This window comes from Streptococcus sp. 596553 (assembly GCF_900411395.1).
GTDB lineage: Bacteria > Bacillota > Bacilli > Lactobacillales > Streptococcaceae > Streptococcus > Streptococcus mitis_BA.
On sequence record NZ_OXCQ01000001.1, the window covers coordinates 91,558 to 116,366 of the forward strand.

Annotated in this window: 30 protein-coding genes; 24 read left to right on the top strand and 6 right to left on the bottom strand. The window is 38.4% G+C overall.

The genetic code is table 11. The features are described 5' to 3' along the window. The first annotated feature begins 99 nt into the window (after positions 1-99). The 12 genes from DSY56_RS00445 (at position 100) to DSY56_RS00505 (ending at position 13,455) form a co-directional block, all read left to right on the top strand. Entirely contained in the window at positions 100-2,280 is a 2,181-nt protein-coding gene (locus tag DSY56_RS00445) for a PTS transporter subunit IIBC (protein WP_112443477.1), read from the top strand. A gap of 51 nt (positions 2,281-2,331) precedes the next feature. After that, positions 2,332-3,147 carry an endonuclease/exonuclease/phosphatase family protein gene (locus DSY56_RS00450; protein WP_112443478.1) on the top strand — a complete coding sequence of 272 codons (816 nt, stop codon included), beginning with the start codon at positions 2,332-2,334 and terminating at the stop codon, positions 3,145-3,147. Positions 3,148-3,287: 140 nt separating this feature from the next. Beyond that, a complete protein-coding gene (locus tag DSY56_RS00455) occupies positions 3,288-4,631 on the top strand; it encodes a DEAD/DEAH box helicase (protein WP_112443479.1) in 1,344 nt (447 codons plus the stop codon). A gap of 369 nt (positions 4,632-5,000) precedes the next feature. Continuing rightward, positions 5,001-6,191, top strand: coding sequence for a methionine adenosyltransferase (gene metK, locus DSY56_RS00465; protein ID WP_112443480.1), 1,191 nt, complete (start codon positions 5,001-5,003; stop codon positions 6,189-6,191). A 329-nt stretch (positions 6,192-6,520) separates the two neighbouring features. After that, the gene (locus DSY56_RS00470; protein ID WP_112443481.1) at positions 6,521-7,456 is read left to right on the top strand and encodes a dihydroorotate oxidase; all 936 of its coding nucleotides are present in this window, start codon (positions 6,521-6,523) and stop codon (positions 7,454-7,456) included. Positions 7,457-7,489: 33 nt separating this feature from the next. Beyond that, complete coding sequence (gene holA, locus DSY56_RS00475; RefSeq protein WP_112443482.1) at positions 7,490-8,527, top strand: DNA polymerase III subunit delta; 1,038 nt, start codon at positions 7,490-7,492, stop codon at positions 8,525-8,527. Positions 8,528-8,584: 57 nt separating this feature from the next. Then, positions 8,585-8,932 (top strand): hypothetical protein, encoded by a 348-nt coding sequence (locus DSY56_RS12155; protein WP_234990536.1) that lies wholly within the window; start codon positions 8,585-8,587, stop codon positions 8,930-8,932. 99 nt (positions 8,933-9,031) lie between these two features. Then, positions 9,032-9,637 (top strand): superoxide dismutase SodA, encoded by a 606-nt coding sequence (gene sodA, locus DSY56_RS00485; RefSeq protein WP_112443483.1) that lies wholly within the window; start codon positions 9,032-9,034, stop codon positions 9,635-9,637. A gap of 156 nt (positions 9,638-9,793) precedes the next feature. Next, positions 9,794-10,324 carry a YutD family protein gene (locus tag DSY56_RS00490; protein ID WP_112443484.1) on the top strand — a complete coding sequence of 177 codons (531 nt, stop codon included), beginning with the start codon at positions 9,794-9,796 and terminating at the stop codon, positions 10,322-10,324. Between the two features lie 20 nt (positions 10,325-10,344). Continuing rightward, the gene (rlmN, locus tag DSY56_RS00495; protein WP_000804760.1) at positions 10,345-11,430 is read left to right on the top strand and encodes a 23S rRNA (adenine(2503)-C(2))-methyltransferase RlmN; all 1,086 of its coding nucleotides are present in this window, start codon (positions 10,345-10,347) and stop codon (positions 11,428-11,430) included. Further along, positions 11,430-11,912, top strand: coding sequence for a VanZ family protein (locus DSY56_RS00500; RefSeq protein ID WP_112443485.1), 483 nt, complete (start codon positions 11,430-11,432; stop codon positions 11,910-11,912). Before rlmN ends, DSY56_RS00500 begins: the two co-directional genes overlap by 1 nt. 1 nt (position 11,913) lies before the next feature. Further along, positions 11,914-13,455, top strand: coding sequence for an ABC-F family ATP-binding cassette domain-containing protein (locus DSY56_RS00505; protein WP_000025378.1), 1,542 nt, complete (start codon positions 11,914-11,916; stop codon positions 13,453-13,455). Positions 13,456-13,509: 54 nt separating this feature from the next. Here the strand turns inward: DSY56_RS00505 and DSY56_RS00510 are convergent, their stop codons facing one another. From DSY56_RS00510 to DSY56_RS12545, 4 genes are all read right to left on the bottom strand, one after another. Continuing rightward, the gene (locus DSY56_RS00510) at positions 13,510-14,313 is read right to left on the bottom strand and encodes a peptidylprolyl isomerase (protein ID WP_112443486.1); all 804 of its coding nucleotides are present in this window, start codon (positions 14,311-14,313) and stop codon (positions 13,510-13,512) included. A 304-nt stretch (positions 14,314-14,617) separates the two neighbouring features. After that, positions 14,618-14,842, bottom strand: a complete 225-nt coding sequence (locus tag DSY56_RS00515; RefSeq protein WP_049532384.1) for a helix-turn-helix transcriptional regulator — start codon at positions 14,840-14,842, stop codon at positions 14,618-14,620. Positions 14,843-14,844: 2 nt separating this feature from the next. Further along, the gene (locus DSY56_RS00520) at positions 14,845-15,441 is read right to left on the bottom strand and encodes a DUF3796 domain-containing protein (protein ID WP_112443487.1); all 597 of its coding nucleotides are present in this window, start codon (positions 15,439-15,441) and stop codon (positions 14,845-14,847) included. 462 nt (positions 15,442-15,903) lie between these two features. Then, on the bottom strand, positions 15,904-16,029 hold the full coding sequence (locus DSY56_RS12545; protein WP_268809844.1) for a hypothetical protein: 126 nt from the start codon (positions 16,027-16,029) through the stop codon (positions 15,904-15,906). Between the two features lie 198 nt (positions 16,030-16,227). Here DSY56_RS12545 and rpsP point away from each other — a divergent pair, with 198 nt between their 5' ends. The 7 genes from rpsP (at position 16,228) to DSY56_RS00555 (ending at position 19,630) form a co-directional block, all read left to right on the top strand. Then, entirely contained in the window at positions 16,228-16,500 is a 273-nt protein-coding gene (gene rpsP, locus DSY56_RS00525; protein WP_000268760.1) for a 30S ribosomal protein S16, read from the top strand. 19 nt (positions 16,501-16,519) lie between these two features. Further along, positions 16,520-16,759 (top strand): RNA-binding protein KphA, encoded by a 240-nt coding sequence (gene kphA, locus DSY56_RS00530; RefSeq protein WP_000379617.1) that lies wholly within the window; start codon positions 16,520-16,522, stop codon positions 16,757-16,759. A 44-nt stretch (positions 16,760-16,803) separates the two neighbouring features. Further along, the gene (locus DSY56_RS00535) at positions 16,804-17,130 is read left to right on the top strand and encodes a MazG nucleotide pyrophosphohydrolase domain-containing protein (protein ID WP_112443777.1); all 327 of its coding nucleotides are present in this window, start codon (positions 16,804-16,806) and stop codon (positions 17,128-17,130) included. A 103-nt stretch (positions 17,131-17,233) separates the two neighbouring features. Continuing rightward, positions 17,234-18,022, top strand: a complete 789-nt coding sequence (locus tag DSY56_RS00540; RefSeq protein ID WP_112443488.1) for an alpha/beta fold hydrolase — start codon at positions 17,234-17,236, stop codon at positions 18,020-18,022. Between the two features lie 30 nt (positions 18,023-18,052). Then, a complete protein-coding gene (gene rimM / locus DSY56_RS00545) occupies positions 18,053-18,571 on the top strand; it encodes a ribosome maturation factor RimM (protein ID WP_112443489.1) in 519 nt (172 codons plus the stop codon). Further along, positions 18,561-19,280: a tRNA (guanosine(37)-N1)-methyltransferase TrmD gene (gene trmD / locus DSY56_RS00550; protein ID WP_112443778.1), complete on the top strand. Its 720-nt coding sequence runs from the start codon at positions 18,561-18,563 to the stop codon at positions 19,278-19,280. Before rimM ends, trmD begins: the two co-directional genes overlap by 11 nt. A gap of 11 nt (positions 19,281-19,291) precedes the next feature. Beyond that, positions 19,292-19,630 carry an ATP cone domain-containing protein gene (locus DSY56_RS00555; protein ID WP_001196041.1) on the top strand — a complete coding sequence of 113 codons (339 nt, stop codon included), beginning with the start codon at positions 19,292-19,294 and terminating at the stop codon, positions 19,628-19,630. A gap of 30 nt (positions 19,631-19,660) precedes the next feature. Here DSY56_RS00555 and DSY56_RS00560 read toward each other — a convergent pair whose 3' ends face one another. Then, a complete protein-coding gene (locus tag DSY56_RS00560) occupies positions 19,661-19,981 on the bottom strand; it encodes a hypothetical protein (protein WP_001216100.1) in 321 nt (106 codons plus the stop codon). Positions 19,982-20,079: 98 nt separating this feature from the next. Here DSY56_RS00560 and DSY56_RS00565 point away from each other — a divergent pair, with 98 nt between their 5' ends. Continuing rightward, a complete protein-coding gene (locus DSY56_RS00565) occupies positions 20,080-20,295 on the top strand; it encodes a YdbC family protein (RefSeq protein ID WP_000807422.1) in 216 nt (71 codons plus the stop codon). 53 nt (positions 20,296-20,348) lie between these two features. Here the strand turns inward: DSY56_RS00565 and DSY56_RS00570 are convergent, their stop codons facing one another. Beyond that, a complete protein-coding gene (locus tag DSY56_RS00570) occupies positions 20,349-20,885 on the bottom strand; it encodes a biotin transporter BioY (RefSeq protein WP_112443490.1) in 537 nt (178 codons plus the stop codon). Positions 20,886-21,178: 293 nt separating this feature from the next. Here DSY56_RS00570 and DSY56_RS00575 point away from each other — a divergent pair, with 293 nt between their 5' ends. From DSY56_RS00575 to DSY56_RS00590, 4 genes are all read left to right on the top strand, one after another. Further along, positions 21,179-21,502 (top strand): hypothetical protein, encoded by a 324-nt coding sequence (locus tag DSY56_RS00575; protein WP_234990537.1) that lies wholly within the window; start codon positions 21,179-21,181, stop codon positions 21,500-21,502. 106 nt (positions 21,503-21,608) lie between these two features. After that, a complete protein-coding gene (locus DSY56_RS00580) occupies positions 21,609-23,591 on the top strand; it encodes an ABC transporter permease (protein ID WP_112443491.1) in 1,983 nt (660 codons plus the stop codon). Beyond that, entirely contained in the window at positions 23,588-24,211 is a 624-nt protein-coding gene (locus tag DSY56_RS00585) for an ATP-binding cassette domain-containing protein (RefSeq protein WP_000151028.1), read from the top strand. The genes DSY56_RS00580 and DSY56_RS00585 overlap by 4 nt, the downstream gene beginning before the upstream one ends. Further along, entirely contained in the window at positions 24,208-24,708 is a 501-nt protein-coding gene (locus DSY56_RS00590; RefSeq protein WP_112443492.1) for a hypothetical protein, read from the top strand. The genes DSY56_RS00585 and DSY56_RS00590 overlap by 4 nt, the downstream gene beginning before the upstream one ends. Positions 24,709-24,809 lie beyond the last annotated feature (101 nt).

Genomic DNA, 24,809 nt, shown 5'->3' on the forward strand with positions numbered 1-24,809 from the left:
AAAGCCTTTACAAAAAAAATTAAAGTGGTATAATTAAATCATAAAAGGTGCAAACGTTTTCGTAAAACGTTTGCCTAAATAAAAATAAAGGAGATTTGAATGATGAAAGATACATTCAAAAATGTCTTGTCTTTCGAATTTTGGCAAAAATTCGGTAAGGCTTTGATGGTGGTTATCGCGGTTATGCCGGCTGCTGGTTTGATGATTTCAATCGGTAAGTCTATCGTGATGATTAACCCTAACTTTGCTCCACTCGTTATTACTGGTGGTGTCTTAGAGCAAATCGGTTGGGGGGTTATCGGTAACCTTCATATTTTGTTTGCCCTAGCCATTGGAGGAAGCTGGGCTAAAGAACGTGCTGGTGGTGCTTTCGCCGCTGGTCTTGCTTTCATCTTGATTAACCGTATCACTGGTACAATCTTTGGTGTATCAGGCGATATGTTGAAAAATCCAGATGCTATGGTAACTACTTTCTTTGGTGGTTCAATCAAAGTTGCTGATTACTTTATCAGTGTTCTTGAAGCTCCAGCCTTGAACATGGGTGTATTCGTAGGGATTATCTCAGGTTTTGTAGGGGCAACTGCTTACAACAAATACTACAACTTCCGTAAACTTCCTGATGCACTTTCATTCTTCAACGGGAAACGTTTCGTACCATTTGTAGTTATCCTTCGTTCAGCAATCGCTGCAATTCTACTTGCTGCCTTCTGGCCAGTAGTTCAAACAGGTATCAATAGCTTTGGTATCTGGATTGCCAACTCACAAGAAACTGCTCCAATCCTTGCACCATTCTTGTATGGTACATTGGAACGTTTGCTCTTGCCATTTGGTCTTCACCACATGTTGACTATCCCAATGAACTATACAGCTCTTGGTGGTACTTATGACATTTTAACTGGTGCAGCTAAAGGTACTCAAGTATTTGGTCAAGACCCACTATGGCTTGCATGGGTAACAGACCTTGTTAACCTTAAAGGTACAGATGCAAGTCACTACCAACAATTGTTAGATACTGTTCACCCAGCTCGTTTCAAAGTTGGACAAATGATCGGTTCATTCGGTATCTTGATGGGTGTGATTGTGGCTATCTACCGTAATGTCGATGCTGATAAGAAACATCAATATAAAGGTATGATGATTGCGACAGCTCTTGCAACATTCTTGACAGGGGTTACTGAACCAATCGAATACATGTTCATGTTTGTAGCAACACCTATGTATCTTGTTTACTCACTTGTTCAAGGTGCTGCCTTCGCTATGGCTGACGTAGTAAACCTACGTGTCCACTCATTCGGTTCAATTGAATTCTTGACTCGTACACCACTAGCAATTAATGCTGGTATTGGTATGGATCTCGTTAACTTTATCTGGGTAACTGTTCTCTTTGCTGTAATCATGTACTTTATCGCAAACTTCATGATTCAAAAATTCAACTACGCAACTCCAGGGCGTAACGGAAACTACGAAACTGCTGAAGGTTCAGAAGAATCTAGCAGCGAAGTGAAAGTTGCAGCAGGCTCTCAAGCTGTAAACATTATCAACCTTCTTGGTGGACGTGCAAACATCGTTGATGTTGACGCATGTATGACTCGTCTTCGTGTAACTGTTAAAGATGCAGATAAAGTAGGAAATGCAGAGCAATGGAAAGCAGAAGGAGCTATGGGTCTTGTCATGAAAGGACAAGGGGTTCAAGCTATCTACGGTCCAAAAGCAGACGTATTGAAATCTGATATCCAAGATATCCTTGATTCAGGTGAAATCATTCCTGAAACTCTTCCAAGCCAAATGACTGAAGCACAACAAAACACTGTTCACTTCAAAGGTCTTACTGAGGAAGTTTACTCAGTAGCAGACGGTCAAGTTATTGCTTTGGAACAAGTAAAAGATCCAGTATTTGCTCAAAAAATGATGGGTGATGGATTTGCAGTAGAACCTGCAAATGGAAACATTGTATCTCCAGTTTCAGGTACTGTATCAAGCATCTTCCCAACAAAACATGCTCTTGGTATTGTGACTGAAGCAGGTCTTGAAGTATTGGTTCACATTGGTTTGGACACAGTAAGTCTTGAAGGTAAACCATTTACAGTTCATGTTGCTGAAGGACAAAAAGTTGTAGCAGGTGATCTCCTTGTCACAGCTGACTTGGATGCTATCCGTGCAGCAGGACGTGAAACTTCAACAGTAGTTGTCTTCACAAATGGTGATGCAATTAAATCAGTTAAATTAGAAAAAACAGGTTCTCTTGCAGCTAAAACAGCAGTTGCTAAAGTAGAATTGTAATATACTTGAGGTTGGAAGCTGTATTCCAACCTCTTATTTTGGGAGAAAAGCATGAAATTTTTAACACTCAATACTCACAGTTGGATGGAGAAAGAAGCAGAGGAAAAATTCCAGATTTTGCTTGAGGATATTCTTGAAAAGGACTATGATTTGATTTGTTTCCAAGAAATCAATCAGGAAATCACCTCTCCAGAGGTGGAGATTAATGACCTTTATCAAGCTTTGCCAGCAGCTGAGCCTATTCACCAAGATCACTATGTTAGACTCTTGGTTGAAAAGTTGTCTGAGCAAGGGAAAAATTACTACTGGACTTGGGCCTATAACCATATCGGTTATGATCGCTACCATGAAGGTGTAGCTATCTTGTCTAAAACATCTATTGAACCCAGAGAAATTTTAGTTTCAGATGTGGATGATCCAACAGACTATCATACTCGCCGTGTTGCCTTGGCTGAAACTGTAGTTGATGGTCAGGATCTTGCAGTTGCAAGTGTCCACCTTTCTTGGTGGAATAAAGGTTTCCAAGAAGAATGGGCACGATTTGAGGCTGTCTTGAAAGAATTGAACAAGCCACTTTTACTAGCTGGAGATTTTAACAACCCGGCTGGACAGGAAGGCTACCAAGCTATTTTAGCTAGTCCATTAGGCTTACAAGACGCTTTTGAAGTTGCTAAAGAGAAAAGCGGTAGCTATACCGTTCCACCAGAAATTGATGGCTGGAAGGGGAATACAGAACCCCTTCGAATCGACTATGTTTTTACTAGCAAGGAGTTAGCGGTAGAAAATTTACATGTCGTATTTGATGGTAACAAGAGTCCGCAAGTCAGTGATCACTATGGCTTGAATGCTATTTTAAACTGGAAATAATGACTGAAAAGAGGTTGGAATCATGAAGTTCCAGCCTTTTTCTGACTAGAGAAGCTACTGGAAATAGCCTAAATAAGTGAGGCTACTGAAATGGAATAAAATGTGGTATAATTGATAGGATAGATAGAATCGAGGATATTATGTCATTTACGAAATTTCAATTTAAAAACTATATTAGAGAAGCCTTGCAGGAGTTGAAATTTACAACTCCAACAGAGGTACAAGATAAGTTGATTCCCATTGTTTTGGCAGGACGAGATTTGGTTGGAGAATCAAAAACAGGTTCAGGTAAGACTCATACTTTCTTGTTACCGATTTTCCAGCAATTAGATGAAGCCAGCGATAGTGTACAAGCAGTGATTACTGCACCGAGTCGTGAGTTGGCTACTCAAATTTACCAAGCAGCGCGTCAGATTGCAGCTCACTCAGATGTCGAAGTTCGTGTGGTTAATTATGTGGGTGGTACAGATAAGGCTCGCCAGATTGAGAAATTGGCAAGCAATCAGCCTCATATTGTTATCGGAACGCCTGGCCGTATTTATGACTTAGTTAAGTCTGGTGACCTAGCTATTCACAAGGCTAAGACCTTTGTGGTCGATGAGGCAGATATGACCTTGGATATGGGATTCTTGGAAACTGTTGATAAGATTGCTGGAAGCCTTCCAAAAGACTTGCAATTCATGGTCTTCTCAGCGACTATCCCACAAAAACTGCAACCATTCTTGAAAAAATACTTGTCAAATCCTGTTATGGAGAAAATCAAGACCAAAACGGTCATTTCTGATACCATTGATAATTGGTTGATTTCGACTAAGGGACGTGACAAGAATACTCAAATTTACCAGTTAACTCAGTTGATGCAACCGTATTTGGCAATGATTTTTGTTAACACTAAAACGCGTGCTGATGAATTGCATTCATATCTGACTGCTCAAGGCTTGAAGGTGGCAAAAATCCATGGGGATATTGCCCCTCGTGAGCGCAAACGTATCATGAACCAGGTGAAAAATCTGGATTTTGAGTATATTGTCGCAACAGATTTGGCAGCGCGTGGAATAGACATTGAAGGTGTCAGCCATGTCATCAATGATGCCATTCCGCAAGATTTGTCCTTCTTTGTTCACCGTGTTGGTCGTACTGGACGAAATGGCCTACCAGGTACAGCTATTACCCTTTATCAGCCAAGTGATGACTCGGATATCCGTGAGTTGGAGAAATTGGGAATCAAGTTTACTCCTAAGATGGTAAAAGATGGAGAATTCCAAGATACTTATGACCGTGATCGTCGTGCCAACCGTGAGAAAAAACAAGATAAACTTGATATTGAAATGATTGGTCTGGTCAAAAAGAAAAAGAAAAAAGTCAAACCGGGTTATAAGAAGAAAATTCAATGGGCGTTTGATGAAAAGCGCCGCAAAACCAAGCGTGCTGAAAATCGCGCTCGCGGTCGTGCAGAGCGTAAAGCTAAACGCCAAACATTTTAATAGAAATTGTTGGAGTACTGAACTCCAACTTTTTGCTTTATGAGAACGAACTATCTAAACCGAAATACCACATTAAAGACTGCAAATTGCGATTAAAAATGGTATAATGATAAAGTTATATAGTCCCGATAAGATGGTAGGTATTTCTATTTTTTCTTGCGAGTCGCAACTCGCAAAGAATGACGGCTCCAAAGTAGTCGCTCGTCATTCTACGGTTGTCGCTATAAGTCGGTCACCCTATGCGCCTTACTAGCTTCAGAAATAAAAAAGTATCGTTTTTATTTCTTTCGCGTCGTAACTCTTAGAAAATGAAAATACCTATCAGTACTTTGTAACTCTATAACACTATTTTTAAGGGGGGACATTTTTATGTCAGAACGTAAATTATTCACGTCTGAATCTGTATCTGAGGGGCATCCAGATAAGATTGCAGACCAAATTTCAGATGCGATTTTGGATGCTATTTTAGCTAAGGATCCAGAGGCGCACGTTGCTGCTGAGACAGCTGTATATACTGGTTCCGTCCACGTTTTTGGTGAAATTTCTACAAATGCCTATGTGGATATTAATCGTGTGGTTCGTGATACCATTGCAGAGATTGGCTATACCAATACAGAATATGGATTTTCTGCTGAGACGGTGGGAGTTCATCCGTCACTTGTTGAGCAGTCACCAGATATTGCTCAAGGTGTTAACGAAGCCTTGGAGGTTCGTGGAAATGCAGATCAAGATCCGCTGGACTTGATTGGTGCTGGAGACCAAGGTCTCATGTTTGGATTTGCTGTGGATGAAACAGAGGAGCTCATGCCATTGCCAATTTCACTCAGTCATAAATTGGTTCGTCGTCTGGCAGAACTTCGCAAGTCTGGGGAAATCAGCTATCTTCGCCCAGATGCTAAATCACAAGTTACAGTTGAGTATGATGAAAATGACCGTCCAGTACGTGTGGACACAGTCGTTATTTCAACTCAGCACGATCCAGAAGTCAGCAACGAACAAATTCACAATGATGTCATTAGCAAGGTTATCAAAGAGGTTATTCCAGCCTCTTACTTGGATGCGCAAACAAAATTCTTCATCAATCCAACTGGACGTTTTGTAATCGGTGGGCCTCAAGGGGACTCAGGTTTGACTGGTCGTAAGATTATCGTAGATACTTATGGTGGCTACTCTCGTCACGGTGGTGGTGCCTTCTCTGGTAAGGATGCGACTAAGGTGGACCGTTCTGCCTCATATGCAGCTCGTTATATTGCCAAGAATATCGTTGCAGCAGGTTTGGCTAAAAAAGCGGAAGTGCAATTGGCTTATGCTATCGGTGTTGCCCAGCCTGTTTCTGTCCGTATTGATACTTTCGGTACAGGAACAGTAGCTGAAAGCAAGCTTGAAAAAGCGGCTCGTCAAATCTTTGACCTTCGCCCTGCAGGAATTATCCAAATGTTGGATCTTAAACGTCCAATCTACCGTCAAACAGCAGCTTATGGACACATGGGACGTACAGATATTGACCTTCCATGGGAACGTTTGGATAAGGTAGATGCTTTAAAAGAAGCAATCAAATAAAATCTTAAGAGGGGAACTTCCTCTCTTTTTTATAGTTTTTAACTATACTGGGATACTGTTTTGAAAATCTATTTTGCGAAAGTAGAGATTTACATGTATTTCTTTAAAAATGACAAAGGTTGAGATTTCTCCTTGTTGCTTGGACTTCATTCAAAAGTCTGTTACCCAAGCCTTGTTCAAACTTCCAATACACTAGCTGTTTCCATAGCATGACTTCTGCACTAGACTTTCTTTTCCGAATAAATAGATAGAACCATAGAATCTAGTAAACCTAGAATTAAAACTGTGGTATAATATTAGCAATAAAAGGAATCTGGAGGATTAGAATCATGGTATCAACGAAAACACAAATTGCTGGTTTTGAGTTTGATAATTGCTTGATGAATGCAGCAGGTGTGGCTTGTATGACGATAGAGGAGCTAGAAGGGGTTAAAAACTCAGCGGCAGGAACCTTTGTCACTAAGACAGCAACCTTGGACTTCCGTCAGGGAAATCCTGAGCCACGCTATCAAGATGTCCCACTTGGTTCTATCAACTCTATGGGCTTGCCGAATAAGGGCTTAGACTATTATTTGAACTATCTTTTGGACTTGCAGGAAAAAGAGCCGAACCGAACTTTCTTTTTATCTCTAGTTGGCATGTCTCCAGAGGAAACCCATACTATTTTGAAAAAAGTCCAAGAGAGTGATTTTCGTGGTCTGACTGAGCTAAACCTCTCCTGTCCAAATGTTCCAGGAAAACCTCAGATTGCCTATGATTTTGAGACAACAGACCGGATTTTGGCAGAAGTATTTGCTTACTTTACAAAACCTCTTGGAATTAAGCTTCCACCTTATTTTGATATTGTTCACTTTGACCAAGCGGCAGCTATTTTTAACAAGTATCCGCTCAAGTTTGTCAACTGCGTCAACTCAATCGGAAACGGACTGTATATAGAAGATGAATCTGTCGTTATTCGCCCTAAAAATGGTTTCGGTGGGATTGGTGGGGAGTATATCAAACCGACTGCTCTTGCTAATGTTCACGCATTTTATCAACGCTTAAACCCTCAAATCCAAATCATCGGAACAGGTGGCGTTCTGACTGGTCGTGATGCCTTTGAACATATCCTCTGTGGAGCGAGTATGGTGCAGGTGGGAACAACCCTTCACAAAGAAGGCGTCGGTGCTTTCGAACGTATTACCAATGAACTAAAAGCAATCATGGCGGAAAAAGGGTACGAGAGCCTAGAAGATTTCCGTGGGAAATTGCGCTATATTGACTAAATTAAATCGAAAAATCAGAAGAAAGGAGAGGAGATGCTAGCTATTGAAGAAAGCCAGAAGTTGACTTTATCAAATTTACCGAGCCTGAACCTTTTTACAGGGACAGATCAGGGTCAGTTTGAAATTATGAAGAGTCAAGTATTGAAACAGATTGGCTATGATTCTGCCGACCTCAACTTTGCCTACTTTGATATGAAAGAAGTGGTTTACAAGGATGTTGAACTGGAGCTGGTCAGCCTTCCTTTCTTTGCGGATGAGAAAATCGTGATATTAGACCATTTTGTCGATATGACAACAGCCAAGAAACGCTTTTTAACAGATGATGAACTCAAGTCGTTTGAGGAATACCTTGATAATCCTTCACCAACAACCAAGTTGTTAATCTTTGCAGAAGGAAAGCTGGATAGCAAAAGACGGTTGGTTAAATTACTGAAGCGTGATGCCAAGGTCTTTGATGCAGTAGAAGCCAAAGAACAAGAATTGCGTCAGTATTTCCAAAAGTGGAGTCAGAAACAAGGTCTGCAGTTTACCAATCATTCTTTTGAAAATCTCCTCATCAAGTCGGGTTTTCAATTTAGTGAAATTCAGAAAAATCTCCTCTTTTTACAGTCCTATAAAGAAGACTCTGTTATCGAGGAAGAGGATATTGTTAACGCAATTCCCAAGACCTTGCAGGACAATATTTTTGATTTAACTCAGTTTATTCTGACTAAAAAGATGGACCAGGCGCGTGACTTGGTTAGAGATTTGACCTTGCAAGGGGAAGACGAAATTAAGTTGATTGCTGTTATGCTAGGACAATTTCGGACTTTTACTCAGGTGAAGATTTTGGCGGAGTCTGGGCAAACAGAATCGCAGATTGCAAGTGGTTTAGGTAGTTATCTCGGACGTAATCCTAATCCCTATCAAATCAAGTTTGCGTTGAGAGATGCGCGAGGACTTTCCTTGAGCTTTTTGAAGCAAGCTATTTCTTATTTGATTGAGACAGACTATCAGATTAAGACAGGTCTTTATGAAAAGAGTTTCCTTTTTGAAAAGGTACTCCTACAGATTGCTAGTCAGGTCAATTGATATTTTTTGAAACTATAACCCGCGTCAACATTATCTTGTCGTGGGTTTCTTGCTAATTTGCTTGTTTTATACTCAAGGAAAATCAAAGAGCAAACTAGGAAACTAGCCGCAGGTTGCTCAAAGCACTGCTTTGAGGTTGTAGATAAGACTGACGAAGTCAGCTCAAAACATGTTTTTGAGGTTGCGGATGAAACTGACGAAGTCAGCTCAAAGCACTGCTTTGAGGTTGCGGATGAAACTGACGAAGTCAGCTCAAAACATGTTTTTGAGGTTGCGGATGAAACTGACGAAGTCAGCTCAAAACACTGTTTTGAGGTTGTGGATAGAACTGACGAAGTCAGTAACCATACGTACGGCAAGGCGACGTTGACGCGGTTTGAAGAGATTTTCGAAGAGTATTATTAGAAAGTATCTCAGTGATTTCCTTATCTATAAGCAAAAAACTTGAAAAAATTGAATGTTTGCGTTATCATTTTCATATAGAAAGAAAAAGAGGTATTACAGATGGCTATTATCTTACCAGATCTTCCATATGCATACGACGCTTTGGAACCATACATCGATGCGGAAACAATGCACTTGCACCATGACAAACACCATCAAACTTATGTCAACAATGCCAATGCAGCTCTTGAAAAACACCCTGAAATCGGTGAAGATCTTGAAGCCTTGCTTGCTGATGTAGAATCTATCCCAGCTGATATCCGTCAAGCACTTATCAACAACGGTGGCGGACACTTGAACCACGCTCTTTTCTGGGAATTGATGACGCCTGAGAAAACAGCTCCATCAGCAGAACTTGCAGCAGCAATCGATGCAACATTTGGTTCATTTGAAGAATTCCAAGCAGCCTTCACTGCAGTAGCAACAACTCGTTTTGGTTCTGGCTGGGCATGGTTGGTTGTCAACAAAGAAGGGAAACTTGAAGTGACTTCAACAGCAAACCAAGACACACCAATCTCAGAAGGTAAAAAACCAATCTTGGGCTTGGACGTTTGGGAACATGCTTACTATGTGAAATACCGCAACGTGCGTCCTGACTACATCAAAGCTTTCTTCTCAGTGATCAACTGGAACAAAGTAGATGAATTGTACGCAGCTGCTAAATAATGATAGTTGGAGGGAAGAATTGTTCTTCTCTTTTTAAGGTTATATTATTTTGGTCTGACAAAATCGTCAGACTTTTTTCATTTTTATGAGAAACGTGCTAACTGCTAGAAATTATGGTAGAATAAAGTATTAAGTAATCGTGAAAAAAGGATATCTATGCGAAAAGAAATTGCACCTGAATTATACAACTATAACAAGTTTCCTGGTCCTGAGTTTCATTTACACGGGGACAAGGTTGAAACGGAAGGGATAGCTTTTTCCTTGGTGGAAAACATCAAGGATGCCTTCGATGTGACGGCTTTTAATCAGCGTTTTTCAGAAGTCTTAACCAAGTTTGATTATATCGTGGGAGACTGGAGCAACGAACAGCTTCGTCTACGAGGTTTTTATAAGGATGATCGAACAGAAGAAAAACTTGAAAAAATCAGTCGTTTACAAGACTACCTTTTAGAGTATTGTAGTTATGGTTGTGCCTATTTTGTCTTAGAAAATGAAGCTCCTAAGCGAGCATCATTTGACAAGAAAATGCGTAAGAAGGAAGAAGAAACACCTTCGAAAAAAGGAAAGAAACCTACTCAAACCAAACGAAAACCGAATGCAGATAAGAAAAATAGACGTCGTCAGAAAGACCAGTATTCTCAGAAAGAGGACAAGGGACAACGTCATTTTGTCATTCGTCAGAAGTGAGTAGAGAATAAGGAGAAGAAATGAAACCGTCAATTTATAGTTTAACACGTCAAACCATGCAGGAATGGGTTTTGGAGCAGGGAGAAAAGAAATTCCGTGCAGATCAAATTTGGGAATGGCTTTACCGTAAACGTGTCCAGTCATTTGAAGAGATGACCAACCTTTCCAAGGATTTGATTGCTAAGCTTAATGACCAGTTTGTGGTCAATCCCTTGAAACAGCGTATCGTGCAAGAGTCTGCTGATGGGACAGTTAAATATCTTTTTGAATTGCCAGATGGTATGTTGATAGAGACTGTACTTATGCGTCAACACTATGGTTTGTCAGTCTGTGTGACCACTCAGGTCGGCTGTAATATCGGTTGTACCTTCTGTGCCTCTGGTTTGATTAAGAAACAACGTGACCTCAATAATGGGGAAATCGTAGCGCAAATCATGCTGGTTCAGAAATACTTTGATGAGCGTGGACAGGACGAACGCGTCAGCCATATTGTTGTCATGGGAATCGGTGAGCCCTTTGATAACTACAACAATGTCTTAAATTTCGTTCGTACTATCAATGATGACAAGGGAATGGCAATCGGTGCTCGTCACATTACGGTTTCAACCTCAGGTTTGGCCCATAAAATTCGTGATTTTGCTAATGAAGGGGTTCAGGTTAATCTTGCCGTTTCCCTTCACGCACCTAACAATGAATTGCGCTCAAGCATCATGAAGATTAACCGTGCCTTTCCGATTGAAAAACTCTTTGCGGCTATTGAGTACTACATTGAGACAACTAATCGTCGTGTGACCTTTGAGTATATCATGCTCAATGAAGTCAATGACGGTGTAGAACAAGCCTTGGAATTGGCTGAATTGCTCAAGAACATCAAGAAATTGTCTTATGTAAACTTGATTCCTTATAACCCAGTTAGTGAGCATGACCAATATAGCCGTAGTCCTAAAGAGCGCGTCCTGGCCTTCTATGATACGCTTAAGAAAAAAGGGGTTAACTGTGTTGTTCGTCAAGAGCATGGTACTGATATTGATGCAGCTTGTGGACAATTGCGTTCCAATACAATGAAACGTGACCGCCAGAAAGCAGTCGCAGCAGTCAATCCTTAATGATGAAGAAGACTTATAATCATATTTTGGTCTGGGGAGTTATTTTCTATAGCATTTGCATTGTCTATTTTTGCTTTACTCCTCAAGAACAATCTCCCGTGGGGGTGGAAACTCCAGGTATTCAGCATCTTGGACGCCTGGTTTTTCTTTTGACTCCTTTCAATTCTCTTTGGAAACTGGGCGAAGTGAGTGATGTAGGACAATTATCTTGGATTTTTTTACAAAATATCCTCAATGTCTTCTTACTTTTTCCTTTGATATTCCAACTCCTTTATCTCCTTCCAAACTTGCGAAAAACAAAAAAGGTGCTACTTTTTAGCTTTCTAGTGAGTCTTGGAATTGAGTGTACGCAGTTAGTCTTGGATTTTTTCTTTGATTTCAATCGCGTCTTTGAGATTGATGATTTGTGGACTAATACCTTGGGTGGCTATCTGGCTTGGTTTCTCTATAAACAATTACATAAAAACAAGATAAGGAATTAAAATGAGTATTTTAGAAGTTAAAAATCTGAGTCACGGTTTTGGTGACCGTGCAATTTTTGAAGATGTGTCCTTCCGTCTTCTCAAAGGAGAACATATCGGCCTGGTCGGTGCCAATGGTGAAGGAAAATCAACCTTTATGAGTATCGTGACTGGTAAAATGCTGCCAGATGAAGGGAAGGTTGAGTGGTCCAAATATGTGACTGCTGGTTACTTGGATCAGCACTCCGTCCTTGCTGAAGGGCAGTCGGTACGTGATGTTCTCCGTACAGCCTTTGATGAGCTTTTCAAAGCGGAAGCCCGTATCAATGACCTCTATATGGAAATGGCTGAAGACGGAGCGGATGTTGATGCTCTCATGGAAGAAGTGGGAGAACTTCAAGACCGTTTAGAGAGTCGTGATTTCTATACCTTGGATGCTAAGATTGACGAAGTAGCGCGTGCCCTTGGTGTCATGGACTTTGGCATGGATACAGATGTAACTTCTTTGTCAGGTGGGCAAAGAACCAAGGTGCTTTTGGCAAAACTTCTCCTTGAAAAGCCTGATATATTACTTTTGGATGAGCCGACCAACTATTTGGATGCTGAGCATATTGACTGGCTTAAGCGCTATCTCCAAAACTATGAGAATGCCTTTGTCCTCATTTCACACGACATTCCATTCCTAAATGACGTTATCAATATTGTCTATCATGTGGAAAATCAACAGCTGACGCGTTATTCTGGTGACTACTACCAGTTCCAAGAAGTCTATGCTATGAAGAAATCTCAGCTAGAGGCTGCCTACGAACGTCAGCAAAAAGAAATTGCGGATCTCAAGGACTTCGTGGCTCGAAACAAAGCGCGTGTTGCAACACGAAACATGGCCATGTCTCGTCAGAAGAAATTGGATAAGATGGATATTATCGAACTGCAAAGTGAGAAACCAAAGCCATCCTTTGATTTTAAACCAGCTCGTACACCAGGTCGCTTTATTTTCCAAGCTAAGGATTTGCAAATTGGTTATGATCGTCCTCTGACCAAGCCTTTAAATCTTACCTTTGAACGTAATCAAAAGGTTGCTATTATCGGGGCAAATGGTATCGGAAAAACAACTCTCTTGAAGTCTCTCTTGGGAATTATCCCGCCAATCGCTGGAGAAGTTGAACGTGGAGACTACCTAGAACTTGGCTACTTTGAACAGGAAGTAGAAGGCGGTAATCGCCAAACTCCTCTTGAAGCTGTCTGGAATGCCTTTCCAGCTCTCAACCAAGCAGAAGTTCGTGCAGCCCTTGCTCGTTGTGGTTTGACAACCAAGCATATTGAAAGTCAAATTCAGGTCTTGTCAGGTGGGGAACAAGCCAAGGTTCGTTTCTGTCTCTTGATGAATCGTGAAAACAACGTTTTAGTGCTGGACGAGCCAACCAACCACTTGGATGTGGATGCCAAGGATGAACTCAAACGCGCTCTCAAAGAATATAAGGGATCTATTCTTATGGTCTGCCACGAACCAGACTTTTATGAAGGCTGGATGGACCAAATCTGGGATTTTAATAATTTAACTTAAGAATGAGAGTAAAAGAAATACAGTACCGAATATGGATACTGTATTTTTTGGTTTTTATGATTTAAAATCGTAGTCTTTCACTACTTCGATACTATTGATAGTAATAGCAGTCGTTGGCTTGTCTTTTTCATCTTTTTCGGCTTTAGCAATTTTATCCACAACATCCATACCGTCAATCACTTGACCAAAAACTGGGTGTTTGCCATCTAAACTAGGGTTTCCACCTTCTTTGTAGGCTTCGATGATTTTCTTGGGATACTTGCTTGTAGGGAGTTTAGCAGAGGTATCAGTAGAGTTTTGGTTGATGAAGAATTGGCTACCATTGGTGTTTGGTTGACCAGTATTAGCCATAGCAAGAGCACCACGGATGTTATAGAGATAAGGAGTAATCTCGTTCTTGAAACCAGTTCCCTTATCTTTAGTCTTATCCTTGTCATGCCAGATGGACTGACCACCTGTACCGTCCCCTTTTGGATCTCCGGTTTGGACCATAAAGCCATCGATGACACGGTGGAAGGTAATACCGTTATAGTAGCCTTCTTTGGCATGAGTGAGGAAGTTTTCAACCGCTAGAGGAGCGAGTTTAGGGAAGAGCTTAATGCGGATATCACCTTGGCTTGTGTGGAGAATCACTTCGGCTTCATCTTCAGCAACTTCTTTAGATAGTTGTGGGAAATTGGCGTTTTCGTTTGTTAAAGCATCGTTTAACTCCTTGGTAGATTGGGCTGCTGCTTTGGAGCTTTCCTCAGCGGCCAAGCTAGAATCTACATAGTCATCACCACGCAAACTACGTTGGATGTTGCTACATCCAGCTAGAGCTACAGTGGATAGTAAAAGAAGGGTTGCTAGTTTTTTCATTCTGATCCTTTCAAAAATTCATTTCTACCATTGTACCCTAAAAGGAAGGGGATTTCAAATATTAGTGACAAGGTGGTTTTAGAGAAAGTCAACTAAAAAGTCACTTGCTTTGGGGCATCAATGCCATAAGTGTACTCAAAGTATTTAGGAAACCAGGTCATAAGAAAGCTCGTAAAGCATCACAATTAGCAAACGTTAATTCGAAAGAATTACTATATTTTAAAAGAGCACATTTTCAATGGATTTTTCTTTTGACTTTACTTCCTAATGAATCAATGAACTTAATACTAGGTCTCGGAAAGAATTATGCTTCCTCTTGCTGTCTGAGTTCAAAGAGGTCTTCTACTTTCAGATTAAAAACTTGAGCAATTTTAAGAGCCATTTCTAGCGAAGGGTTGTAACGGTTATTTTCCAAGTGCAGAATTGTCTCGCGTCGCATGCCGATGAGGTCGGCTAACTCCTGCTGGGTCATGCCTGTGGACTCACGAACAGATTTGAGATTAGTAATAATTTTGCTTTCTTTGGCCATGCTTATCCTCTACGTTCCAAGATAAAATAGACAACCGCAAAGATGCAAATCAAGGCAGCTATGCTAAAAAATATCTGTCCCATGTAAAGAGTGAGAGACCCCATATACCCAATGATAACTGTTAGGATCATCAGTGCGCCTAGTATAAAAACAAACATCAAGCTAGCTGCCTTGGCTAAATTAGCATAAAAGCGTTCGTCCGGAGTTTCCTTGACATTTTTCAAACAGAAAAAAGCAAATAAAATCACTTCAATAACGAGGCCAATTCCCAAAATCCATTCTTTAATACCAGAACTTACGCTAGGGGTTGCCAGCCAAATCCCTACTGTATAAAAAATGCTTGCTGCAAACACAAGTATCGTGTAAAGCTTAACAGACAAGTCAAAAATAATCTTTTCCTTACCTTTCTGACTTTTATGAGACCATAGTTTCATATGTAGCCAGCTCCAAATAGCTACAATTTGACCTGACACTGAAATACCAGTAATAACTAACTTGGGTTCCCAACTAAGATTAGAACCAAATAAAACAATAAAATCAATAAAGAGAGCTACGGCAATCATTGCAATGAGGCCACGCATTTTTTGACTTTTTTTCATGATAGACTCCTTTTTGTGTTATAAATATATAATATTTAAATGTTGTGTTATAAATATATCACACTTAAATTTAGAAAGCAAGAATTTTATGTGTCAATGTGGTAATTATTTGAAAAAATTTTTTAATAAAAGCCCTTGATAGTCAAACAACTAAAGAATTTCTGGAAAATCTAGATACTGTATGAATCTCTACTTTTTTCTTAGACTGTTATAAAGTCTGTCAGAATAAGCGTTATAGGTGTAGAAGTTAATTTTTACAGAACTAAATTATTTCCTTATTTAGAATCTATTACTTCATATTTTATAAATAATTAGTAGATATCGTTCTTAAAATCCTTGATATTTCGTTTGGGAATGGGCTTAGGATTTAGGAGCCAAGTATCCAAATCTCGTTCAGGAGAGATGGAGGGTTTGACTTGATGGTCTTTATAAAATGTTTCTAATACTCTTCGAAAATCAAATTCAAACTACGTTAGCTTTGCCTTGCCGTAGATATATGTAACTGACTTCGTCAGTCTTATCTACAACCTCAAAGCAGTGCTTTGAGCAACCTGCGGCTAGCTTCCTAGTTTGCTCTTTGATTTTCATTGAGTATAAAATAGTATTCACGGATAGCTTCTTTCAAACATTTATTTCCTACTTCTAACAAATTTCTAAAAGGTTTAAGAATTTTATAGTCTGTCAAGTTTTTTTCTTGACACCTGCCAGAAATCTGCTATAATAGAACATGTGCTAAATAGCTCAGCTATTTCACCGAAATAAAAAATAAGAAAAGAGACTTTAAAAATGGCAGTTAAAATCCGTTTGACTCGTATGGGTTCTAAGAAAAAACCTTTCTACCGTATCAACGTAGCAGATTCACGTTCACCACGTGACGGACGTTTCATCGAAACAGTTGGAACTTACAACCCACTTGTTGCTGAAAACCAAGTAACTTTGAAAGAAGACCGCGTTCTTGCATGGTTGGCTGATGGAGCTCAACCTTCAGATACAGTTCGCAACATCCTTTCAAAAGAAGGTGTATTGAAGAAATTCCACGATTCTAAATTCTCAAAATAAGTTTAAAGTAGGTTGACAGATGGATACGATTGAAAATCTTATTATTGCGATTGTGAAACCCTTGATTTCACAACCAGATGCCTTAACTATCAAGATAGAAGATACACCAGAATTTTTGGAATATCATTTGGATCTTGATCAAAGTGATGTGGGTCGTGTAATCGGTCGTAAGGGTCGCACTATTTCTGCGATAAGAACGATTGTCTACTCTGTCCCAACTGAAGACAAAAAAGTAAGAATCGTTATTGACGAAAAATAAGAAGGGCGGGACGAATGTCTCGCTTTTTTTGCAAGGAGCAGGATATGAAAGATTTAACGTTTAGACAATTACAAGACTACCTACTGGAACATTACCAGCAGTCTCGGACTGAGGAAGGTCTCTTTATGAAGTTAGTGGAGGAAGTCGGAGAAGTAGCTGAGGTTTTGAATGGTCGTTCTGGTAGAAAAGAAGGAGTTCAAGATTCGAACGAGGAACTAGCAAAAGAACTGGCTGATATTATTCACTACACTGTCGCAATTGCGGCCATCAACGACATAGATCTAACCAAGACTATTTTTGAAAAAGACAAAAAGGCGTCTATCAAATATCAGCATGAACGTGATTTGGAAGGATTTTTGAATGGAAAGTAGAGATGTTGTCCCCTTCCTCCAACTTGAGAAAATCCTTGGAACATGATAAAATAAAGGATAAGGATTTTTAATAATTCATTATATAGAATGAGTGGATTTCTTTATGAAGAGGTTTGAAGTATCTACAGAGATTGGTAGTCTCTCTGTTACTTATCAAAAGCAAAAGAAAATGCTAGTTTGTTTAAGTGGCGCAGGTTTGCTACCAAGTTATGAAAATTTTTCACTTATACTTGAAAAACTTCCTCCTACAATTGGTTATTTGACAATTGATTTTCCGAACACAGGTAGGAGTCCGATTCATGACCAAACTGGAAAAAATCTAGATAATCTTGCAGATGCAGTTTATGAAGTGCTTGAAGAATTGGCGATTTTTGAATATATACTTTGTGTACATAGTTTGAGTGGAATTTTAGCTTGCAAATTACTCAACAAATCAATTAAGTGTCAGGCTTTACTAGCAATTGAACCGACAACTAAAAAAATCATGTTTGCTGATTTTTCAGAAAATCCTTATCCAGAAATGGAAGAGCAGATGAGGCTGATTGACGAGTGTGATCCTGAACTTTATTTTAAGAACTTAACTCAAGCAACATTTAGTCCTGAAACGAATAAAGAAATCTGGGAAATAATGCAAGAAAAAGGCTTAGAGTTGGAAAAGCAAAATCCAGGATTTCAGATATCTGGAGAGATTATTGAGGAAGATTTTGAGGATGTATCAATACCAGATTGTATCCCTGTATTTGTTTTTTGTCAGCCTTATAGAGAAAAAGAGTACAGAGAATCAGAATATTGGACTTCCAATACTAAACTCATTTTAGGAGGGAATCACCATTATTTACAATGGTCCGAAGCGGAAAAAATTGCGGCTATTATTCGAGAATTGTTAGAATAAGATGGAAAGAAGGAGACTACGGGAGACAAGATGAACTACTTTAATGTTGGGAAAATCGTCAATACGCAGGGGTTGCAGGGTGAGATGCGAGTCTTGTCTGTGACGGATTTTGCAGAAGAACGGTTTAAAAAAGGAGCTGAGCTGGCCTTGTTTGATGAAAAAGATCAGTTTATCCAAACAGTGACCATCGCTAGCCACCGTAAACAGAAGAACTTTGACATTATTAAATTCAAAGATATGTACCATATCAACGCTATCGAAAAGTATAAGGGATACAGTCTCAAGGTTGCTGAGGAAGATTTGAATGACCTAGACGATGGTGAATTCTACTATCACGAGATTATCGGTTTGGAAGTCTATGAGGGTGATAACTTGATTGGAACCATCAAGGAAATCCTGCAACCAGGTGCTAACGATGTCTGGGTGGTCAAGCGAAAAGGCAAACGTGACTTGCTCTTGCCTTATATTCCACCAGTGGTTCTCAATGTTGATATTCCGAATAACCGTGTCGATGTGGAAATTTTAGAAGGGTTAGATGATGAAGATTGATATTTTAACCCTCTTTCCAGAGATGTTTTCTCCGCTAGAGCACTCAATCGTTGGAAAGGCTCGAGAAAAAGGGCTTTTGGATATCCAGTATCATAATTTTCGAGAATATGCTGAAAAGGCCCGCCATGTAGATGATGAGCCCTACGGAGGCGGTCAGGGGATGTTGCTCCGAGCTCAACCCATTTTCGATGCCTTTGATGCTATTGAAAAGAAAAATCCGCGCGTGATTCTCCTCGATCCTGCTGGAAAGCAGTTTGATCAGGCTTATGCTGAGGATTTGGCCAAAGAAGATGAACTGATCTTTATCTGTGGTCACTACGAGGGGTATGACGAGCGCATTAAGACCTTGGTGACGGATGAGATTTCCCTGGGGGACTATGTCTTGACTGGTGGAGAGTTGGCAGCTATGACCATGATTGATGCTACGGTACGCCTGATTCCAGAAGTGATTGGCAAGGAGTCTAGCCACCAAGATGATAGTTTTTCTTCAGGCCTTCTTGAATACCCTCAGTACACACGTCCCTATGATTATCGAGGAATGGTCGTGCCAGATGTATTAATGAGCGGGCACCATGAAAAGATTCGTCAGTGGCGATTGTATGAGAGTTTGAAGAAAACCTACGAACGCAGACCGGATTTGCTTGAAGATTATCAACTGACAGTAGAAGAAGAAAAAATGCTGGCAGAAATCAAAGAAAACAAAGAATAAAGGAGAAACCTATGCAAGTAATCAAACGTGATGGAGAAATTGCTGAATTTAATCCAGATAAGATTTACCAAGCTATCTTAAAGGCAGCCCAGACTGTCTATGTATTGACAGATGATTTGCGTCAAAATCTTGCACAAGTCACTAAAAAAGTGGTTTTGGATTTGGAAGAGGCCAAGGTGGAACGTGCTACTATTAGCATGATTCAGTCTATGGTTGAACATCGTTTACTGGGTGCAGGTTACATTACCATTGCAGAACACTACATTTCCTATCGTCTGCAACGTGACTTGGAAAGAAGTGGTTATGGAGATCATATCGCGGTTCATTTACATTTTGAACAAGTTCGCTAAGAAAAAAGAGTGGGATGAAGTAACTACATCTCACTCTTTCTTAAATCTATTTTTTTGAGCTGTTTGGACAGTTGAAGGTACAAATCGCAGGCGTTGAATATCGCTTATGCGGATAATACGGCTTACATTTTTGGAAAAATTTTTCACGATAATTTGCTGGCCTTGTTGATCGTATTTGATGATGTCACCTGTAAAACTTGTCTCAGACAAGATAAGGTGAACAGCGGTTTGTTTCTGGATAGCCTCTTCAATAGTGGCTGTAAGGGAGTTGGTTTCAGTCTGGTCAGGTTGGTCATGTCCATTTAAAAAGTCATGTATTTTATCTAGAACTTGCTGGAATTTATGTCTCATATTGGCCTCCCTTCTTTTATATCAATATTATATAAAATTTTCCTAAAATCTACAAGATTTTACGAATAATCAAATGAAAGCTAAAAAAGGAGAAGAAAATGGCAGAATTTACATTTGAAATCGAAGAGCACTTGTTGACTCTTTCTGAAAACGAAAAAGGTTGGACTAAGGAAATCAACCGTGTGAGCTTTAATGGTGCCCCTGCAAAGTTTGATATTCGTGCTTGGAGTCCAGATCATACTAAAATGGGCAAGGGGATTACTCTCTCCAATGAAGAATTTCAAACCATGGTGGATGCTTTTAAAGGAAACTAAGTTTTCAAAATGAAAGAAAAGGATATTGAGTCATGGCAACTCGATATCCTTTTTTAGTTAGCGAAGTAAGCCTGATTTTTAAGGCGTTGAAGTAGTGGACGGCTAATAAAACTAATAGCTAGAAGTTTACCAAGGTCTGGAATGATAAAGGGAAATACCCCCACAACAAGAGCTTTTTCAAATGCCATTCCAGCTAGAAAATGCAAGCTGAGAATCCCTCCGACAAAGACAAGGGCATCACCCAAGAGGTTTGCAAGAAAAATATTGACAATCCCACTCTTGCTGTTAGTTAGGGAAGAAGTAAGTCCAGAGTAAACGAGATAAAACCAAAGATAGCCTGCAGTAGGGCCAACTAAAGCCTGAAATCCAGCTCCACCTCCTGCAAAGACAGGAAGACCGATTGCACCTAGAAGAAGATAGAGTGCAACAGAAAGTACAGCCTCTCTCGGTCTAAAGACAGTAGCAATCAAGCCGATTGCAAAGTTTTGCAGAGTGAAGGGAACAGGTCCAATTGGAAGACTGATTTGTGCCAAAACAGCAATGAGAGCAGCCCCAATAGCAGGGATAGCATAAACGTGAGCTTTTTTCAAAATAGTTAACCTCTTTTCTGATGTATAGTAACTATTATACTCGTAGGAGAATTATTGTCAACCTATTTTTGAAAACAAGGTAACAAAGACTGTAACGGCCGATTTGATTCACAAGAGAAGTTGGATAATTGTTTTTTATCGATTTGTAAATCGCCTTTATAGATAATCCCATTTTATCAATAAAAAATATACTATAAATACTTGACAAACTAAAATATTAGTATTAAATTAATATTGTAAACACTTACAAATAAATGTGTTCAATTTTAAAATAGAGAATTATTACTGAGTTTTTGTCAAATATTATAATTCAAGGAGAAGTAAAATACCAAAAATTTACTAAGAAGAAGTTCATTTTGCTGGCTACAAGTTTTTTCAGTTTTGGATTTGCTACTACAGCTAGTGTTGGTAGTGAAACTACAGCAATCCCAGTTCTATATCCGATTATTGATTTATGGAAGTATGGTGTAAGTGATAGCTATGGTTATTCGAATTACTTTGTTAGTTCTTCAAATAATATTAGTTCAGAGTCATCAGTAACGAATATTTTGGGAACGTTAAAGTTCACGATAAAAAAGATTATAGATGGACATTTTCAAGCAAAAAATTTGAAATGATGTTCGATTAAATGCACATTGGGATTATTATAGATTTTAAACAATAATTTATGAAAACAAGAGACCCAATTATAAAATAGAGTCTTTTGTCATATGGTAATTGCTTATGAAATTAAAATTATGTATCATTGGATTCTTCTTTTGTTTGATTGCTACAATTGGTCTGGTCACTATTAGTGATACCGAAATCCCCATACCTTTACCAATTGATGGTGCTTTTTCTATCCAAGGAAAAAGTAATCTTTCTAATAACGAAATATACGAAATGGTTCGTGACTTATCAAAAACGGAAAAGGTTACCATTTACAAGCCAATCGTTCAGAGTTCGGGTCAGTTGAAGTATGTAAACTTTGATGATGTAAATAATGAACAATTAAAGTCAGCACCAATAGTAGGGATGTATTACACACTTGGGAAAATAGATGTAGACAGTTTGAAACCACTTACGATGACTGGACTACAAACAGTATATATGGCTTATCCTTGGTATATAGGAGGAATATTACAATTTACTGGAACTTTAAGAATACTGTTAATGGGTTCAATTTACTTAACTTTATTAGTTGTTTTATTTGTTGTTAGGACGAGGCAGATCAAAGAAGGAGTGATACGACGTTCTTTGGGCTTGCCTGTATACGACCTTAGAAGAGAGTATGTCATTTCTCTTATTTTTGAACTGATTATGATGGCTTTATTGATGATTTCTTACAGTTCTTTTTTGGGTAATGGTTTCTTCACCTATAGTTCTAAGTTATTTTTCTCTCTGCTTTTAACGAATTTTATACTATTTCAAATCATTGATCTTATTACTTTTGTTTTATTTTGGTTGACGATTCAGATTGAAAAGCCCATTGAAATTATCAAAAACAAGGCGAAAAATAAACTTATTTTTGTCGTATGGCTTGTCATCATTTCGATTATCATTCTTGTCTCAGGAATTTTTTTACAAGAAACAAATAGTAGTCAATCTAGTATGAACATACAAATACAGAATTTAGTACCATGGGACACAGTAAAAGACTGGAGAAGGATTGAGTTCCTTGGAATTGAAAGTAACTCTGCTAAAAATGGAGAAGTTAGTGATTCAGATGGTCAGTATCTACAGATAGTTGCTGCCTTAAAAAACTTAGATTTTTTATATATAGAACGATCTTCGGCATATGTTCCAGATTTCATGAAAACTTCGCATGTTATAGAAAATTTTTCTAAACAATTAGAAAATGACGGGATAACGAATTCAGAAATAAATAAAGAGTTGATTTATATTAATCAAACAGGTGCTAACCTACAAAATAAAGTGAATAGAACAAACTATCATCTTTTAGATAATAAAATAGCAACCATCTATATTCCTGAGAAGTGGAAAGAAAACCAGAAATCTATTGAGAATACAGTTGTAGCAGAACAATTTATTGGAACAAACTATACAAAAGAACAGCTTGCAGTACAAATAATTCCTGATGGGGAAAAAATTTTTTATTTTAATGAAGATGCTGATAATAATCTTAAAATGAAAGATATTTTACCGCTGGCAAATGTAGCAGATAGCAAAGATAATATAGTTGTTGTGTTAGATACGGACAAAATGATGGAAAATAATAAGTTTTCTTTGGCTAGTAACATACTATATAAATCTCTTTTTAGTCCTGAAGCGGTAAAAAAAATAAATGAGATGACTGTCCCGTTGAATTTCTCAATGAATCCAGTAGATGTTTACCAAATTGTGAAATTAAAGATTCAATCCTTAGAGCACCAAATTTTACTTTCACAAATCTTGCAGAAGATAATTTACAGTATTGTCTTTATACTCATTTATCAATATGTCCAACTTTTTATTACTCTAAAACAGAATGAATATGTGAAAAAAATCATTTTGGGTCTGTCAAAAACATATATAGCAATTTCAAGTCTCAAATATTTTATGATGACTATTACAATGGTTATTCTATTTACATTTCTTATGACAGGGCAAATAGAGTTGCTATATATTGGAGTGGCTTCTCTGCTAGTTTTGATGTTGTCAATCATAATGAGTTTTAGGAAATTATCTGAAAGCTACACTAAAATTTTAAAAGGAGATGAATCATGACAATTGACCTTTTGAACGTTTCAAAGAGTTTCGGCTCAAAGAAGATCTTTACAGACTTAAATTTAATATTTGAATCTGGAAAAAGCTATGCATTGATTGGAGGTTCTGGCTCCGGTAAAAGTACCCTTCTTAATATTATAGGAAGATTAGAAAAAATTGACAGTGGGAATGTTTTAGTTGATAAACAAGATATTTGGAAGATAAAAGAAAGAACTTTTTTTAAAAATACTGTTGGATATGTATTTCAGAATTATTCTTTAATAGATAACAAAACAGTATATGATAATCTGAGCCTTATCACTAAAGACAAAAAAACAATAACTGACGTACTTGAAAAAGTAGGACTGTCAAGTGACTATTTACATCAAAAAATATACGAATTGTCTGGTGGGCAGGCTCAACGTGTAGCTATTGCCAGAATGTTAATGAAACCACGTAAAATTATTTTAGCAGATGAGCCCACAGGAGCTTTAGATGGTGAGATTGGAAAAGAAATCATTCGTTTGTTATTAAATGAAAAAGATGAAGACAAATATGTTATAATAGCGACGCATGATCCAGCTGTCTATAACGAAGTTGATGTGATAATTGACATGAAAGATATAGGGTATAATGTATGAAAAAGATAATTTATATTGCTTTGATCTTTGTAGCTGGGTTACTTGCCTTCTTCTTTTTTGGAAAACAAATGATTACAAAAGAAAATATCAATAAGCCAACGGTAGAGTTAACAGTCTATACGCTTTCTTCTAGTGATACAGAAAAATGGAATAAAGTGAGACAAGTAGAAACGGAAGAAGCTATATACTTCATAACTGTGAAAGAAGTATCATCTTCAGAAGAAGTATTTTCAAACATCATTGCAAATGGAGCTGCTACGGGGTTCGGAGTTCGTGAAGAAGAAGTGAAGCAATTCAATAATGGTTTAGGAGACACTATAGAGGACTCTAAGCATAATAAACTAATTGAAATAGAATTTTTTACTTTTTCTGATGATGGCGAGGGATTTGTGGTAGCAAACTTTGACTACGGTAAAGAAGAGTTGAATTCTCAGAAAAAAGATATAAAAGAGTTATATAAAAAAATATATGAATCTTTTAAAGAAAAGAATAAATGATTGTATTATAATCCTTGTATTTTGCTATGGTTTGTTAATTGATTTTTGCATATCTTACTTCAACATACTATAAAATAAAACATAAGAAAACGAGTATCTCC